Source organism: Nocardioides sp. OK12 (genome assembly GCF_024341885.1).
GTDB classification, from domain to species: Bacteria; Actinomycetota; Actinomycetes; order Propionibacteriales; family Nocardioidaceae; genus Nocardioides; species Nocardioides marinisabuli.
On record NZ_BNET01000006.1, the window covers coordinates 24519 to 39143 of the forward strand.

Here is a 14625-nt window from a genome sequence, read left to right on the forward strand (position 1 = left end):
CGTACGGCGAGGTCCGCGCGGTCCTCACGGGGTCTCGGCGACGCGCGTCGCTGGCGCTCCTTGCTGCTCGACCAACGGAGCGGCGTACGGCCCCCGTGTTGAGCAGCGAGGGCCGGAGCCCCATGGCGTACGGCGAGGTCCGCGCGGTCCTCACGGGGTCTCGGCGACGCGCGTCGCTGGCGCTCCTTGCTGCTCGACCAACGGATCGTCGTACGGCACCGTGGGTCGAGCAGCGAGGGCCGGAGGCCCCACGGCGTACGGCGAGGTCTGCGCGGTCCTCACCGGGTCTCGGCGACGCGCGTCGCTGGCGCTCCTTGCTGCTCGACCAACGGATCGTCGTACGGCGAGGTCCGCGCGGTCCTTGCGGGGTCTCGGCGACGCGGGTCGCTGGCGCTCCTTGCTGCTCGACCAACGGGGCGGCGTACGGCGTGAGCTGGCGCCGGCGGGTCAGGCCTTGGGGCGGGAGAGGAAGGCGGTCATCGCGGACTTGGCCTCCTCGGAGCCGAAGAGGCGGGCGGAGAGGCGGGCCAGGTCGGGGCCGCGCTCGTCGATGCTGGCCAGGAGGTCGCGGTTGAGGAGGGCCTTGGTCTCGCGCAGGCCCTGGGGGGAGCCGGTGGCGAGGCTGGCGCACACCTCGGCGACGGCGTCGTCGAGGCCGTCGGCGGGGACCACGCGGGTGACCAGGCCCCACTCGAGCGCCTCGGCGGCGCCGAAGACCTCGCCGCCGAGCGCGGCGAGCGAGGCGGCGCGGCTGGTCATCCGGGGCAGCACGGTCAGCGAGATGGCGGCGGGGGCGAGGCCGAGCTTGACCTCGGTCAGCGCGAAGGTGGCGCCCTCGGCGCACACGACGACGTCGGAGGCGGCCACCAGGCCGGTGCCGCCGGCGCGGACCGGCCCCTGGAGCCGGGTCACGACGGGCTTGGGGTGGGCCACGACGGCGCGCTGGAGCGCCACGATGGTGCGCGCCCCCTCCTCCATCGACCCGGCGGCCGCCTCGGAGAGGTCGGCGCCGGAGCAGAAGACCTTCCCGGTGGCGGCCAGCACCACGACCCGGGCCGCGTCGTCGGCGCCCGCGCGGTCGAGGGCCTCCTGCAGCCCGGTGACCAGGCGCCGCGACAGCGCGTTGCGGTTGTGGGGGGAGTCGAGGGTGATCGTGGCGACGCCGTCGGCCACCTCGTAGCGGACCAGGGGCTCGGCGGACTCGTTCTCGTGCGACATGCGCCACATACTGCCGCGCCGCCCCAGGCATCCGTCGAGGGGCTCCGCTACGAACAACCGCCATGTCCACACTCACGCCCGACCCCTCGTCCGACAGCACCGCCGACCGCGGCTCCCGGTCCCACCGACTCGGTGTCACCGCGCTGTGGGCAGGCCTGGGCGTGGTCTCCACGCTCCTCGGCATGGCCGCGGCCCACCTGGTCGCCTCCCTGCTGACCCCGTCGTCGTCGCCCGTGCTGGCGGTCGGCTCGCAGGTCATCGACCTGACCCCCACCCCGATGAAGGAGTGGGCGATCCGCCAGTTCGGCACCGCCGACAAGGTGATCCTGGTCGGCTCGGTCATCGTCGTCGTGCTGATCCTGGCCGGCGTCGCGGGCGTGCTCGCGCGTCGCCGCCTGGCGTACGGCGCCGGCCTGCTGGTCCTGCTCGTCGCGCTCGCCGCGGCCGCTGCGCTGAACCAGGGCAGCGTCTCGGAGCTGCTGCCCAGCCTGGTCGCCGCCGTCGTCGGCGTCGCGTCGCTGTGGTGGCTGCACCGCAAGGCCTCGGCCACCAAGGCCGCCGACCCCGGGCAGCCCCGCGAGGCGGGCACCGGCGCGAGCCGTCGCGGCGTGCTCATCGCCGCCGGCGCCCTCGCCGCCGCGGCCGCCGTCCTGGGTGGCGCCGGTCGCTACATCACCAGCCTGCGCAGCGGCAACGTCGACATCGCGCTGCCCGAGCCGGCCTCGCCGGCCGGCGCCTTCCCCGAGGGCCTCGACGGCCAGGTCAAGGGCATCACCCCGCTGCGCGTGGCCAACGAGGACTTCTACCGCGTCGACACCCGCCTCGACACCCCCGTGATCGACCAGGACACCTGGACGCTGACCATCGACGGTGACGTCGAGCGCGAGATCACCCTGACCTTCGACGACCTGCTCGAGATGGACCTGATCGAGCGCGACATCACCCTGACCTGCGTCTCCAACAGCGTCGGCGGCGAGTTCGTCGGCGGCGCCCGCTGGCTCGGGGTGCGCCTGACCGACCTGCTCGACATGGCCGGCGTCGGTGACACGGCCGACCAGATCTACACCACCGACTTCGACGGGATGACGATCAGCACCCCGCTCGACCTGGCCACCGACGGCCGCGACTCCATGATCGCGATCGGCATGAACGGCGAGGCGCTGCCCCGCGCCCACGGCTTCCCGGCCCGGATGATCGTGCCCGGCCTCTACGGCTTCATCAGCGCGACCAAGTGGATCACCCGCATCACGCTGACGACGTACGCCGAGAAGTCGGCGTACTGGACCGACCGCGACTGGGCCACCGACGCCCCGATCAAGGTCTCGACGCGCATCGACACGCCCAACGCCCTCGAGCAGCTGCCCGTCGGCGAGAACATCATCGGCGGCGTCGCCTGGGCCCAGCAGAAGGGCGGCGTCGACAAGGTGCAGGTGCGCATCGACGGCGGCCCGTGGCAGGACGCCGAGATGGGCCCGAGCGTCAACAACGACTACTGGCGCCAGTGGTTCTACCGCTGGGACGCCACCGAGGGCGGCCACGCGGTCGCCGCCCGAGCCATCAGCGGCGACGGCACCACCCAGACGCCCGCGCGCGCCCTGCCCTTCCCGGAGGGCGCCAGCGGCATCCAGGAGCTGCGTGTCACTGCGGGCTGACCCCGCCGTGAGCCCGCAGTGACCCAGGCCACACGAAAAACCCGCAGTTCGTTCCATCCGGCCCAATCCGGGCCCCCCGCAGTACCGAACAACCAGTGTTCAGCCACCAAGTTCAGCCAACGAAAGGCACGATTCCCCATGAAGAACACCACCTTCAAGCGCACCGGCGCCCTGGCCGCCACGGCCCTCACCCTCTCGCTCGGCCTCGCGGCCTGCGGCGACGACGCGGACGAGACCAGCACCGCTTCCGAGGACACCAGCTCGGAGACCACGGACGCCCCCGAGGAGGAGACCGCCGAGGCCTCCGCCAGCGACCAGGTCTTCGGCCCGGCGTGCTCGGCCGTGCCGCAGGACGGCAAGGGCTCCTTCGACGGCATGGTCCAGGACCCGGTCGCCACCGCCGCCAGCAACAACCCGCTGCTCGGCACCCTGGTCACCGCCGTGGGCGAGGCCGGCCTCGTCGACACCCTGAACGACGCCGAGGCCCTGACGGTCTTCGCGCCCACCGACGACGCGTTCGGCGCCATCCCGGAGGAGGACCTCAACGCGGTCCTCGCCGACAAGGAGACCCTCACCGCGATCCTGACCCACCACGTCATCGGTGAGCAGCTCGACCCCGACGCCGTCGTGGGCGAGCAGGACACCCTGAACGGTGACACCCTCACCGTCAACGGTGACACCGACGGCATGACCGTCGAGAACGGTGACACCCCGGCCAACGTGCTGTGCGGCAACATCCCCACGGCCAACGCCACGGTGTACGTCGTCGACGCCGTGCTGATGCCCTGATCCTCTCCACCTGAGAAGATCAGCACGTGACTGAGCCAAGGCTGACCGTCGCCGGGGACCCCGAGGGGTCCCCGGCCGGCGGGGCCGCGCCCCCGGACCTGGCAGAACTCCTCCGCTCCTCCGCCAAGGGGGACCAGCAGGCGTTCGCCCGGCTCTACGACGCGGTCGCCTCCCGGGCCTACGGCCTGGTGCTCCGGGTCGTCCGCGACCCGGCCCAGAGCGAGGAGGTCCTCCAGGAGGCCATGCTCGACGTCTGGCGCCAGTCGGCACGGTTCGACGCCGACCGGGGCAGCCCGCTGTCCTGGATGCTCACGATCGTGCACCGCAAGGCCGTCGACCGGGTCCGCTCGGCCGAGGCGTCCACGCGGCGCGACACCACGTACCACCAGCACAACCAGCCGGTCGAGCACGACTCGACCGCCGAGGCGGCCCACGCCTCGATGGAGGCCCGCAGGGTCCGCGACGCGCTCACCACGCTCACGCAGGTGCAGCGCGAGGCCCTCGAGCTGGCCTACTTCGGCGGCTACACGCACACCGAGGTGGCCACCATGCTCGACCTACCGGTCGGCACAGCCAAGACACGAATACGCGACGGACTCATCCGCTTGCGAGACACGATGGGAGTAGGCCAGTGAACGACGTGCACGCGCTGTCAGGCGCCTACGCCGTCGACGCCCTCGACGAGTTCGAGCGGGTCCAGTTCGAGCGGCACCTCGCCGAGTGCGCCGAGTGCCGCTTCGAGGTCGACTCGCTGCGCGAGGCCTCCGGTGTGCTCACCGAGGTCGCCCCGATCGCTCCCCCGCCGGCCCTGCGCGAGCGGCTGCTCGCCGAGGTCGCCACGGTGCGTCCCCTGCCCCCGTTGGTGCAGGAGGTCTCCCGCCCCCGTGCCCGCCGATTTCCGGTTCTGGTCGCCGCCGCGGCTGCAGTGGTAGCCATGGTCGGTGTCGGTGGCGGCATCGCCGTCATCCAGCCCTGGGAGGACGACTCCTCGGTGCAGGAGGCCAGCCCCGTGGTGGTGACCCCCAAGGCGGTCACCGAGGTGCTGCAGGCCGAGGACGCCGAGACCGTCACCCGCACCTTCGAGGACGGCGCCAAGGCGACCGTCACCCGCTCGAAGTCGCTGGGCCAGGCCGTCATCATCACCGAGGGGATGGCCGACCCGGGCGAGGGCCTGGTCTACGAGCTCTGGCTGCAGCGCGACGGTCGGATGAAGGCCGCGGGCTTCATGCCCAAGGGCCCCGACAACGTCGTGCTGCTCTCCGGCGACGCCGCCACCGCCGAGGCGGTCGGCATCACCGTGGAGCCCGAGGGCGGGTCCAACACCCCGAACTTCGAGTCGGCCATCGTCATCGGCTTCGAGCAGGCCTGACGTGGTCGCACGCACCTCCGCTGCGCCTCGTCGGGTCGCGGTGGTCGGCTCCGGCGTCGCCGGACTGACCGCCGCGTACGTCGCCTCGCGCACCGCCCACGTCACCCTCTACGAGGCCGACGACCGGCTCGGCGGGCACGCCGACACCCACACGGTGGGCGAGAAGCGGCCCGACGGCAGCGAGCACGAGCTGCGCATCGACACCGGCTTCATCGTCCACAACCGCCGCACCTACCCGACCCTGCTGCGCCTGTTCGCCGAGCTCGGCGTGCCCACGCAGCAGTCGGAGATGTCGATGTCGATCCGCGACGACGACTCCGACCTCGAGTGGGCCGGCGCGCTGGGCCGCCGCGGCGTGGTCCCCTCGCGGGGCCACCTGACCCGGCCGGCGTACCTGCGGATGCTCACCGAGATCCCGCGCTTCCACCGCCAGGCCCGCGCCCTGCTGGCCACCGACAGCCCTCGTGGCACCGACGAGCGCACGTTGCGCGAGTTCCTCGCCGACGGCGGCTTCAGCGACTACTTCGTGCGCCACTTCATGGAGCCGATGGTGGCCGCGGTCTGGTCGTGCGACCCGGAGGTCTCGCTCGAGTACCCCGCGCGCTACCTCTTCAGCTTCCTGCAGCACCACGGCATGCTCAGCATCTTCGGCTCGCCGACCTGGCGCACCGTGAGCGGCGGCTCGCACACCTACGTGCAGCGCGTCGGCGCGGCCCTGCCCGACGTGCGCCTGGGCACCAAGGTCACCTCGGTCCTCGAGACGCCCGGTGGCGTCGAGGTCACCGACGGCAACGGCGAGACCGCGTCGTACGACGCCGTCGTGCTGGCCACGCACCCCTCGCAGACGCTGGCGATGCTGGCCGAGCCGACGCCGCTGCACCACGAGCTGCTCGGCGCGATGCCCTACTCGCCGAACACCGCGCTGCTGCACACCGACACCTCGCTGCTGCCGCGGCTGCGCAACACCTGGGCGTCGTGGAACTTCCTGCGCCCCTCCGCGGCCCAGGAGCGCCCCGACGGCGCCGAGGGCGTCGTGGTCACCTACGACCTGACCCGCCTGCAGCGCCTCGACACCGACACCCACTACCTGGTCACCCTCGGCGGCGAGCACCTCGTCGACCCGGCGAGCGTCATCGACCGGATGGAGTACGAGCACCCGCTCTACACCCCCGGGTCCGTGGCCGCCCAGGCCCGCCTCGGCGAGCTCGACACCGACCGGGTGGCGCTGGCCGGCGCCTACCACGGGTGGGGCTTCCACGAGGACGGCGCGCGCTCCGGCCTGCGCGCGGTCGAGCGGCTGGGGCTGACCTGGCCCGAGCGCCCGACCGCGGCCGACGTCGAGGCCGGCGTCGTCTACGACACCACCATCCGCCACCAGCGTCGTACGCCGTGGAAGCGCGCCTTCACGCACCGCTCGCACACCTGGCTCGTCGACCTCGACGACCTGCCCGACCACAAGTCGACGTCGTGGCTGCGCGGCTCCTTCGAGGCCCGCGACCACCTGGGCTCCCCGGAGCGCACGATCCGCGAGAACGTCGAGCACTTCCTCGGCCTCCAGGGCGTGCGGCTCGACCCCGACACCCGGGTGCTGATGGCCGCGCAGCCGCGTGCCTTCGGCTACTGCTTCAACCCGATCACCGTCTTCTGGGCGCTCGCGCCCGACGGCGGCGTCGAGGCGTGCGTCGTCGAGGTGCACAACACCTACGGCGACCGGCACGCCTACCTCGTCCGGCCCGACGAGCAGGGCCGAGCCCGTACCGACAAGGCCATGTACGTCTCCCCGTTCCACGGCACCGACGGCCACTACGAGCTGGCCGTCCCGGTGCCCGGGGAGCGGCTCGACATCGCCGTCACCCTGCACTCCGACGGCGACGCCCGCTTCAGCGCCTCGCTCTCGGGGGAGCGCAGCGGCACCAGTTCCCTGCGCGCCGCCCCGGCCGCCCTGCGAGGATCCGTGCTGATCCGTCTGCACGGCGTGTGGCTGTGGCTGCGCCGGCTCCCGATCCGACAGCGACCCGCGCACCACCAGGAAGGCGTCTCGCGATGACCATGACCCCGTCCCGACCCACCAGCCCGCCGCAGGCGGACCGCTGGCCCGGCCTCGACGTCGTCCCCGGCGGACCCCGCACGCAGGTCTCCGCGGCCGTGGCCCGCAGGCTCTTCGTCGCCGCGGTCAGCCGCCTCGACGTGACGGTGCACCTCGACCTGCCCGAGGGCCGGCGCACCATCGGTCGCGGCGGCCCCGAGATGACCGTGCACCGCCCCGACGAGCTGTGGGCCCGGGTGGGCCGCCACCAGCTCATCGGCTTCGGCGAGGCCTACCTGACCGGCGCCTGGGACGCCCCCGACCTGGGCGGCTTCCTGACCGTGCTGGCGGCCGAGATCCAGGACCTGGTGCCGCAGAACCTGCAGAAGGCCCGGGCCCTGATCGTCAAGCGCCCCCCGAGCTGGATGCACTCGAGCAAGTCGAACAGCCAGCGCAACATCGCGCACCACTACGACCTGTCCAACGACCTGTTCGAGCTGTTCCTGGACCCGACCATGAGCTACTCCTCGGCGCTCTTCGCGGGCAGCCCCGCCGCCGCGCGGGCCGAGGACCTCGAGGCGGCCCAGGCCAACAAGATCGAGCGCCTGCTCGACCGGGCCAAGGTCGGCGAGGGCTCACGGGTGCTCGAGATCGGCTCCGGCTGGGGCGAGCTGGCGATCCGCGCCGCGCGCCGCGGCGCCACGGTGCGCACCATCACGCTCTCGGTCGAGCAGCAGCACCTGGCGCAGGCCCGGGTCGAGGCGGCCGGCTTCAGCGACCGCGTCGACGTGGAGATCTGCGACTACCGCGACGTCACCGGCGAGTTCGACGCCGTGGTGTCGGTCGAGATGATCGAGGCCGTCGGCCACGACTACTGGGGCGAGTACTTCCGCACCATCGACTCGGTGCTGGCCCCCGGCGGCGTGGTGGCGATCCAGGCGATCACGATGCCCCACGACCGGATGCTGGCCACCCGCAACACCTACACGTGGATCCACAAGTACATCTTCCCCGGCGGGCTGCTGCCCTCGGTGTCGGTGATCGAGCAGATCACCCACGAGCAGACCTCGCTGCGGCTGGTCGAGCGCCAGGCCTTCGGCCAGCACTACGCCGCGACCCTGCGGCTGTGGGACGACGCCTTCCTCGGCGCGCCCGAGCAGGTCGCCGACCTGGGCTTCGACGAGACGTTCGTGCGGATGTGGCACTTCTACCTCGAGTACTCCCGCGCCGGCTTCGCCTCGGGCTACATCGACGTCAACCAGCTGGTGCTCACGCGCCCGGAGGACTCATGACCAGCGCCACCGTCCACTCCATCGGCCCCGCGGTCGACCAGCAGGGGGTCGCGCAGCGGCTGGCCCTCGCGCTGGAGCCGTTCCTGCGCGGGCCCCTGCCGGTGCGGCTGGTCGCCTGGGACGGCTCGGCCACCGGGCCGGCCGACGGCTCGGTCCCGACCGTCGAGCTGCGCACCCCCGACGCCGTACGACGCCTCCTGTGGCACCCGGGCGAGCTCGGCGCCGCGCAGGCCTACGTCACCGGTGAGCTCGACGTGCCCGAGGTCGACGGCTGGGACCTCGACTCGGCGCTGACCCACGCGTTCGCGGTGGCCCGCGAGCGGGGGCTCTCGGGCGTGCGCCCGACGCCGCGCGCGCTGGTCGAGGCGGTGCGCACCGCCGCCGGGCTGGGCCTGCTGGGCCGGCCGCCGGCCAACCCGGCCTCCCAGGCCAAGGTGCGCGGTCGCCTGCACTCCAAGGGCCGCGACCGCTCCGCGATCTCGTTCCACTACGACCTGTCCAACGAGTTCTACTCGATGGTCCTCGAGCCGCAGATGGCCTACTCGTGCGGCTACCACTCCTCCCCGGAGCAGTCCCTCGAGGACGCCCAGCGCGCCAAGCTCGACCTCGTGTGCACCAAGCTCGGCCTCGAGCCGGGCATGCGGATGCTCGACGTCGGCTGCGGCTGGGGCTCGCTGTCGCTGCACGCCGCCGAGCACTTCGGCGCCCAGGTGACCGGCGTGACGATCGCTGCGGAGCAGAAGAGGTTCATCGACGCCCGCATCGCCGAGCGCGGGCTGGGCGACCGGGTCGAGATCCGGTTGCAGGACTACCGCGACGCGGTGCCGGCCCCCGGCCGGGAGTACGACGCGGTCGGCTCGCTCGAGATGGGCGAGCACGTCGGCCAGGGCAACTACCCGACGTACGCCAGGGTGCTGCACGACTCGGTCCGCCCCGGTGGGCGGGTCCTGGTGCAGCAGATGTCGCGCGCGGGCAAGTGGCCCGGCGGCGGGCCCTTCATCGAGAGCTTCATCGCCCCCGACATGCACATGCGCCCGGTCGGCGAGACCGTCGGGCTGCTCGAGGCCGGTGGCCTCGAGGTGCGTGACGTGCACGCGCTGCGCGAGCACTACGTGCTGACCGTCGCGGGCTGGCTGGAGCGCTTCGAGGCGAACGTCGAGCGGCTCACCGAGCTCGTCGGCGAGGAGGTCGTGCGCGTGTGGCGGCTCTACCTCGTCGGGGGCGCGATGGCCTTCCGCGACGGCCGGATGGGCGTCGACCAGATCCTGATGATCCGGCCGAACGGCCCCCACACCCTGCCGGCTGTACGAGACTGGTGACATGGATGCCGCGCCTGCCCTGACCACCTCCCTGCTGGCGGCGCTGGCCTGCGTCGTGGTCGTGATGACCGCGACCGCGCTGCGGGCCCGCCAGCTCGGCGTCGTCGCGGTCGTCGACGTCGCCTGGGGCCTCGGCTTCGTCATCGTCGCCGCGGTGACGGCGCTGGTGGGCCTGGCCGCCGACGGGGCCGACTGGCACCGCTGGCTGGTGCTGGCGATGGTCGCCGCGTGGGGCGGGCGCCTGGCCTGGCACGTGCGCAGCCGCGCGGTGGGCCAGCACGGCGGCAAGGAGGACCCGCGCTACGAGGAGATGCTCGGCGGGTCCCTGCAGGAGGTCGGCCTGGGCACCGCGGTGCGTCGGGTCTTCGCGGTGCAGGGGACCGCGCAGTGGTTCGTCTCGGTGCCGGTCGCGGTGGGTGCGGTGCTGGCCCTCGAGCACACCTGGGTGCTGGTGCTGGGTGTGGTGGTGTGGGCGACCGGGCTCGTCTTCGAGGCCGTCGGCGACCGCCAGCTGGCCGCGTACATGTCACGCCCCCGCGACGAGCGCCCCCCGGTCATGGACCAGGGCCTGTGGGGCTGGACCCGTCACCCCAACTACTTCGGCGACGCCTGCGTGTGGTGGGGCCTGTGGCTCGCCGCAGCCGCCTCGACCGGCTGGGTCGCCGGCCTCGCCACGGTGCTGTGCCCGGTCGCGATGACGCTCTTCCTGCGCAACGTCACCGGCGCCAAGCTGCTGGAGAAGAGGATGAGCCAGCGCGACGGGTGGGCCGAGTACGCCGCTCGCGTGCCCATGTTCTTCCCCCGCCCGCCGCGCTCCTGAGGCTGCGGCCCTTTCCGCTCAGCGCATCGTGATGGTGCGCGACCTCTCCCCGCCGCCGATCTTCTTGACCCGCAGCTTGAAGGCGTCGGCGCCCTTCGTGTCGGGTCGGTCCTTGTCGATGTCGGCGACGTCGCCGTCGCCGTCGGCCCGGTGGACGCGGGAGTGGACCTTGCGGCCGTCGTGCTTGAGCACGACGCGCCACCTGCTGCCGGGCTCGGCGTCCTCGACCTCGACCTCGACCTCGAAGCGGCCGTCCTCCTTCTCGACGGAGAAGTCGACCTCGGCGCCCCCGACGCGGAAGTCACGGTCCTGCTCGGGCCCGTCGGCGTGGGCCGGCCCGCCCAGCAGGGCCAACGGGGTGGCCAGGAGTGCGGCGGCGCCGAGGGTGGCGGTGGCGGTGCGGATCTTCGACATGGTGTCGTTCCTTCCATCGGTGGTCTCCGGGTGCGAGCACCACGATGGCCGCGCTGGATGAGCCAGCCGTGAGGTCACGATGAGACCCCTCTCATCTCGCCGGGTCGACGCGGCGCGGGGTCGGGTGGACACTCGAGTGGTGGCACACGACGGGGCTGCGAGGGTGCGGTCGGCGATGCGGGCCGTGGCCCGCGCCGACTACCTGCCGCCCGAGGTCCGGGACCGCGCCGGGGACGACGCCCCGGTGCAGATCGGGCACGGCCAGACCAACAGCCAGCCCCGCACCGTCGCCGACATGCTGCGGCTGCTCGACCCCCGCCCCGGGCAGCGGGTGCTCGACGTGGGCTGCGGCTCCGGGTGGACCACCGCCCTGCTGTCGTGGCTGGTGGGCCCGGACGGGACGGTCCTCGGCGTCGAGCTCGAGCCGGCGCTGGTGCGGATGGCGCGCGCGCACCTCGCGGCGCAGCAGGTGGCGCGGGTGCGTGTCGAGCAGGCCGACCCCGAGCGGCTCGGCTGGCCCGCGGAGGCGCCGTACGACGCCGTCCTGGTCTCCGCGGAGGCGCGCGAGCTGCCGCAGGCGCTGCTCGACCAGCTGGGCGACCCCGGCCGGATGGTGGCGCCGGTCAACGGGGTGATGCTGCTGGTCGAGCGCGGCGACGGCGTGGACGCGGTGACCCGGCACGGGCACTACCGGTTCGTGCCGCTGCGGTGAGCGGCGCCGGGGAGGGCCTCAGGCGAGCCCGACCAGCTCCGCCGAGCGCTCCCACAGGCCGTCGATGAGCGCCTGGTCGTGGGCCTGGCGGTGCTCACGACCGTCGATCTTGAACCGGCTGAAGTAGCGCCCGTCGATCTCGGGGTCGGCTCCGCGGTGGGCCAGGGCGACCAGCGGCGCGGCGCCGTCGGGGACGCTGATGGTGCCGAAGCGCTTCAGCGGCGTGCGGTAGAGCAGCCCGATGAAGAACGAGTCGCGGCCGAAGGAGCTGCCGACCGGGCCGGGGTGCACGGCGACCGACCGGATGCCCTCGGCCGCCCAGCGCTGGGTGATGCCGCGCGTGAAGAGGATGTTCATCAGCTTGCCGGTCCCGTACGCCGGGAACTCCCGCGCGCGGCGGCGCTCGTAGTCGAGGTCGTCGAGCACCACGCGGCCCAGCAGGTTGGCGATGCTGGAGGTGTTGATGACCAGCGACCCGTCGGCCGCGGCCAGCTGCGGGTGCAGCAGCCGGGTCAGCAGGTAGGGCGCCAGGTGGTTGACCTGCAGGTTCGGCTCGTGCCCGTCGTGGGTGCGCTGCGAGGGCGAGAAGGTGCCGCCGGCGTTGTTGACCAGCAGGTCGAGGTGCTCGACCCGCTCGGCCACCTGCTTGGCCAGGTGCCGCACGTCGTCGAAGCGGGAGAAGTCGGCCACCAGCGGCTCGGTCCCGACCGCCTCGGCGATCGGGCGCAGCTTGTCGGCGCTGCGCCCGGTGACGTGCACCGTCGCCCCCTCGGCGGCCAGCACCTTCGCGGTCTCCGCCCCGATCCCGTCGCTCGCACCGGTCACCAGGACGGTGCGGCCCGCCATCGTCTGCTCAGTCATGCCGCGAGCCTAGGCGGCCGCTCCCCACCCGCATGCCTCCAGCGGCATCCGCGACCCGGCGCCACTTCCCCGCCGACCCGGCGCTACTTCCCCGCCGAGCCGGCGCCAGTTCCCGCGACCCGGCCCGTTCGAACCAGCCGGCTCGACGCCCACCCCGCCGTACGCCGCCCGCGCGAGGAAGAAGCGCCGACTCGCACAGGAACTCACGCCGACTCACGCCGACTCACGCCGGCTCGCGCCGGCTCACGCCGACTCGCGCCATCCTGCGCCATCGGCCTCGGGGTGAGCAGGCACCTGGCAGGATTCCGGTCGTGAGCGAGATGTCCCCCGGCGAGACCGGCGACCTGGGCCACGAGCTGGTGCGGCTGGCCTCCGCCGACAACTTCCGCGACCTGGCCGGCCCGGGCCACACGACGGCCGACGGCCACCCGCTGCGGCCGGGGGTGCTCTACCGCTCCAACGAGCTGCAGCTCAGCGACGCCGACGCGCACCGGTTGGCCGGGCTGGGCCTCGGCGAGATCTTCGACCTGCGCGAGCAGCACGAGGTCGACGCCCACCCCGACATCGAGGTCGCGGGCGCGACCTGGCACCACCTGCCGGTGCCGGGCATCCCGATGGACCAGGTCGTCGCGCTGGCCACCCGCGAGGAGGCCGACGAGGCGATGCGCGCGGTCTACCGCGGCTTCGTCGACGACGAGCTGGCGCGCGCGAGCCTGGCCGACCTGCTCACCCGGCTGGCCGCCGGCACCGGGCCCCAGATCTTCCACTGCACCGCGGGCAAGGACCGCACGGGCTGGGTCTCGGCGCTGCTGCTGCGCCTGGCCGGGGTCGACGAGGAGACGGTGCTGGCCGACTACCTGCGCACCAACGAGGTCAACGGCACCCGCGAGAAGTACCTCGCGATGGTCGCCGAGCACCTGGGCCCCGAGAAGGTCGCGGTCTACGAGAGCATCATGGTCGCCGAAGCCGGCTACCTCGCGGCCGCCGACGAGCGGGTGCGCGCCGAGCACGGCGACCACGCGACGTACGCCGTCGAGGGGCTGGGGGTCAGTCGCGAGACGGTGGCGGCGCTGGTGGCACGGCTGCGCTAGCGCCCCGGCCGTCGAGCGCCTCCAACGTGGTGGTCGGCGGCAGCCGGCGCAGCTCGTCGGGGTCGGGCGGCGGCTCGACGGTGTCGTCGTCCTCGTCGAAGCGCACGTCGATGATCTCGTTGACCTTGTGGCGCTGCGAGCGCACGTAGTAGGTGTAGGCGCGCTTGTCGGCCGGGGTCAGGTCGACCTTGTCGATGAAGAGCGTCAGCAGCGAGCGCGGGTAGAGGTGGCGGGCCAGCACGACGTTGACCTCCATGCCGATCACCCCCATCACCGCTGCGATGTAGATGACGCCGATCAGGCCGAGGACCAGCGCGAAGGTGCCGTTCATCCCGTCGGTCTCGTTGATCACCGCGGTGACGTAGAGGGTGCCGAGCCACTGCAGGAGCTGCCACAGCGCCGCCACCACGAAGGCCCCCGGGGCGGCCTGCGACCAGCGCAGCCGCCGCGCGGCCGCGAACCGGAACAGGCCCGTCAGGACCATTCCCACCAGCAGCACCGTGACCAGGCGGATCAGCCAGCGCCACGAGCCGTCGGCGGTGGGCGCGAACATGTCGGTCTCCGAGCCGAGCGCCGAGACGACCGAGACGCCCAGCACCGCCACGCCCGAGGTCACCAGCAGCACCAGGCTCTTGAGCCGCAGCACCACCGGGTTGGGCCGGCTGTTGCGCGGCACCGACCAGGCGATGTTCTGGGCGTTCTGCAGCGCCTGCCCCAGCCCCAGCGCGCCGTACAGCGCGGTCAGCGAGCCGACCACCACCGCGGTCGTCGACCCGGTCATCCCCTCGGGGCGCCCGAGCTCCTCGCCGATGATCGGGAACTGGCGCAGCGCCGAGCTGAGCACGGCCTCCTGCAGCCCGGGGTTGCCCTGCAGCAGGAAGCCGAGGATCGAGGTGGCCAGCAGCAGCAGCGGGAAGATCGCGATGAAGCCGTAGTAGGTGATGATCGCGGCCAGGTAGGGGCCCTGGTCGTCGACGTACTTGTAGAAGACGGCGATCGGCACCGAGAGGGGTGGGAAGCGCCGCTGCGCGCGGTCGGCACCGTCCAGGACTCTTCCCACCC

General features: G+C 73.0%; 14 protein-coding genes. 10 read left to right on the forward strand and 4 right to left on the reverse strand.

Annotated features, from left to right (window positions below; translation table 11 throughout):
* Positions 1 to 447: 447 nt before the first annotated feature.
* A complete protein-coding gene (locus tag OCU29_RS15510; RefSeq protein WP_261820626.1) occupies positions 448 to 1218 on the reverse strand; it encodes an enoyl-CoA hydratase family protein in 771 nt (256 codons plus the stop codon).
* Positions 1219 to 1280: 62 nt separating this feature from the next.
* Here OCU29_RS15510 and OCU29_RS15515 point away from each other — a divergent pair, with 62 nt between their 5' ends.
* The 8 genes from OCU29_RS15515 (at position 1281) to OCU29_RS15550 (ending at position 10485) form a co-directional block, all read left to right on the forward strand.
* Positions 1281 to 2870, forward strand: a complete 1590-nt coding sequence (locus OCU29_RS15515; RefSeq protein WP_261820627.1) for a molybdopterin-dependent oxidoreductase — start codon at positions 1281 to 1283, stop codon at positions 2868 to 2870.
* Between the two features lie 138 nt (positions 2871 to 3008).
* Positions 3009 to 3659, forward strand: coding sequence for a fasciclin domain-containing protein (locus tag OCU29_RS15520; RefSeq protein WP_261820628.1), 651 nt, complete (start codon positions 3009 to 3011; stop codon positions 3657 to 3659).
* Positions 3660 to 3685: 26 nt separating this feature from the next.
* Complete coding sequence (gene sigK / locus OCU29_RS15525; RefSeq protein ID WP_261820629.1) at positions 3686 to 4294, forward strand: ECF RNA polymerase sigma factor SigK; 609 nt, start codon at positions 3686 to 3688, stop codon at positions 4292 to 4294.
* Positions 4291 to 5028, forward strand: a complete 738-nt coding sequence (locus tag OCU29_RS15530) for an anti-sigma factor (protein ID WP_261820630.1) — start codon at positions 4291 to 4293, stop codon at positions 5026 to 5028. Before sigK ends, OCU29_RS15530 begins: the two co-directional genes overlap by 4 nt.
* A 1-nt stretch (position 5029) precedes the next feature.
* Positions 5030 to 7075 carry an FAD-dependent oxidoreductase gene (locus OCU29_RS15535; RefSeq protein ID WP_261820631.1) on the forward strand — a complete coding sequence of 682 codons (2046 nt, stop codon included), beginning with the start codon at positions 5030 to 5032 and terminating at the stop codon, positions 7073 to 7075.
* Complete coding sequence (locus tag OCU29_RS15540) at positions 7072 to 8346, forward strand: class I SAM-dependent methyltransferase (protein ID WP_261820632.1); 1275 nt, start codon at positions 7072 to 7074, stop codon at positions 8344 to 8346. The genes OCU29_RS15535 and OCU29_RS15540 overlap by 4 nt, the downstream gene beginning before the upstream one ends.
* Complete coding sequence (locus tag OCU29_RS15545; protein WP_179614704.1) at positions 8343 to 9665, forward strand: cyclopropane-fatty-acyl-phospholipid synthase family protein; 1323 nt, start codon at positions 8343 to 8345, stop codon at positions 9663 to 9665. The genes OCU29_RS15540 and OCU29_RS15545 overlap by 4 nt, the downstream gene beginning before the upstream one ends.
* 1 nt (position 9666) lies before the next feature.
* Positions 9667 to 10485, forward strand: coding sequence for a DUF1295 domain-containing protein (locus OCU29_RS15550; RefSeq protein WP_261820633.1), 819 nt, complete (start codon positions 9667 to 9669; stop codon positions 10483 to 10485).
* A gap of 18 nt (positions 10486 to 10503) precedes the next feature.
* Here OCU29_RS15550 and OCU29_RS15555 read toward each other — a convergent pair whose 3' ends face one another.
* Positions 10504 to 10899 (reverse strand): hypothetical protein, encoded by a 396-nt coding sequence (locus OCU29_RS15555; protein ID WP_179614706.1) that lies wholly within the window; start codon positions 10897 to 10899, stop codon positions 10504 to 10506.
* A 139-nt stretch (positions 10900 to 11038) separates the two neighbouring features.
* Here OCU29_RS15555 and OCU29_RS15560 point away from each other — a divergent pair, with 139 nt between their 5' ends.
* Positions 11039 to 11611, forward strand: a complete 573-nt coding sequence (locus OCU29_RS15560) for a protein-L-isoaspartate O-methyltransferase (protein ID WP_261820634.1) — start codon at positions 11039 to 11041, stop codon at positions 11609 to 11611.
* 18 nt (positions 11612 to 11629) lie between these two features.
* Here OCU29_RS15560 and OCU29_RS15565 read toward each other — a convergent pair whose 3' ends face one another.
* Positions 11630 to 12472: an SDR family NAD(P)-dependent oxidoreductase gene (locus OCU29_RS15565; protein WP_261820635.1), complete on the reverse strand. Its 843-nt coding sequence runs from the start codon at positions 12470 to 12472 to the stop codon at positions 11630 to 11632.
* 320 nt (positions 12473 to 12792) lie between these two features.
* Here OCU29_RS15565 and OCU29_RS15570 point away from each other — a divergent pair, with 320 nt between their 5' ends.
* The gene (locus OCU29_RS15570; protein WP_246305372.1) at positions 12793 to 13563 is read left to right on the forward strand and encodes a tyrosine-protein phosphatase; all 771 of its coding nucleotides are present in this window, start codon (positions 12793 to 12795) and stop codon (positions 13561 to 13563) included.
* Here OCU29_RS15570 and OCU29_RS15575 read toward each other — a convergent pair.
* Positions 13520 to 14623, reverse strand: coding sequence for a YihY/virulence factor BrkB family protein (locus OCU29_RS15575; protein ID WP_261820636.1), 1104 nt, complete (start codon positions 14621 to 14623; stop codon positions 13520 to 13522). The two genes, OCU29_RS15570 and OCU29_RS15575, sit on opposite strands and share 44 nt — an antisense overlap.
* Between the last annotated feature and the right edge of the window lie 2 nt (positions 14624 to 14625).

What these genes read in the sequence shown, in the direction of transcription:
- OCU29_RS15510 (WP_261820626.1), bottom strand. Translation starts at nt 1,218, where the DNA reads ATGTCGCACGAGAACGAGTCCGCCGAGCCCCTGGTCCGCTACGAGGTG.
- OCU29_RS15515 (WP_261820627.1), top strand. Translation starts at nt 1,281, where the DNA reads ATGTCCACACTCACGCCCGACCCCTCGTCCGACAGCACCGCCGACCGC.
- OCU29_RS15520 (WP_261820628.1), top strand. Translation starts at nt 3,009, where the DNA reads ATGAAGAACACCACCTTCAAGCGCACCGGCGCCCTGGCCGCCACGGCC.
- OCU29_RS15540 (WP_261820632.1), top strand. Translation starts at nt 7,072, where the DNA reads ATGACCATGACCCCGTCCCGACCCACCAGCCCGCCGCAGGCGGACCGC.
- OCU29_RS15545 (WP_179614704.1), top strand. Translation starts at nt 8,343, where the DNA reads ATGACCAGCGCCACCGTCCACTCCATCGGCCCCGCGGTCGACCAGCAG.
- OCU29_RS15550 (WP_261820633.1), top strand. Translation starts at nt 9,667, where the DNA reads ATGGATGCCGCGCCTGCCCTGACCACCTCCCTGCTGGCGGCGCTGGCC.
- OCU29_RS15555 (WP_179614706.1), bottom strand. Translation starts at nt 10,899, where the DNA reads ATGTCGAAGATCCGCACCGCCACCGCCACCCTCGGCGCCGCCGCACTC.
- OCU29_RS15565 (WP_261820635.1), bottom strand. Translation starts at nt 12,472, where the DNA reads ATGACTGAGCAGACGATGGCGGGCCGCACCGTCCTGGTGACCGGTGCG.
- OCU29_RS15570 (WP_246305372.1), top strand. Translation starts at nt 12,793, where the DNA reads ATGTCCCCCGGCGAGACCGGCGACCTGGGCCACGAGCTGGTGCGGCTG.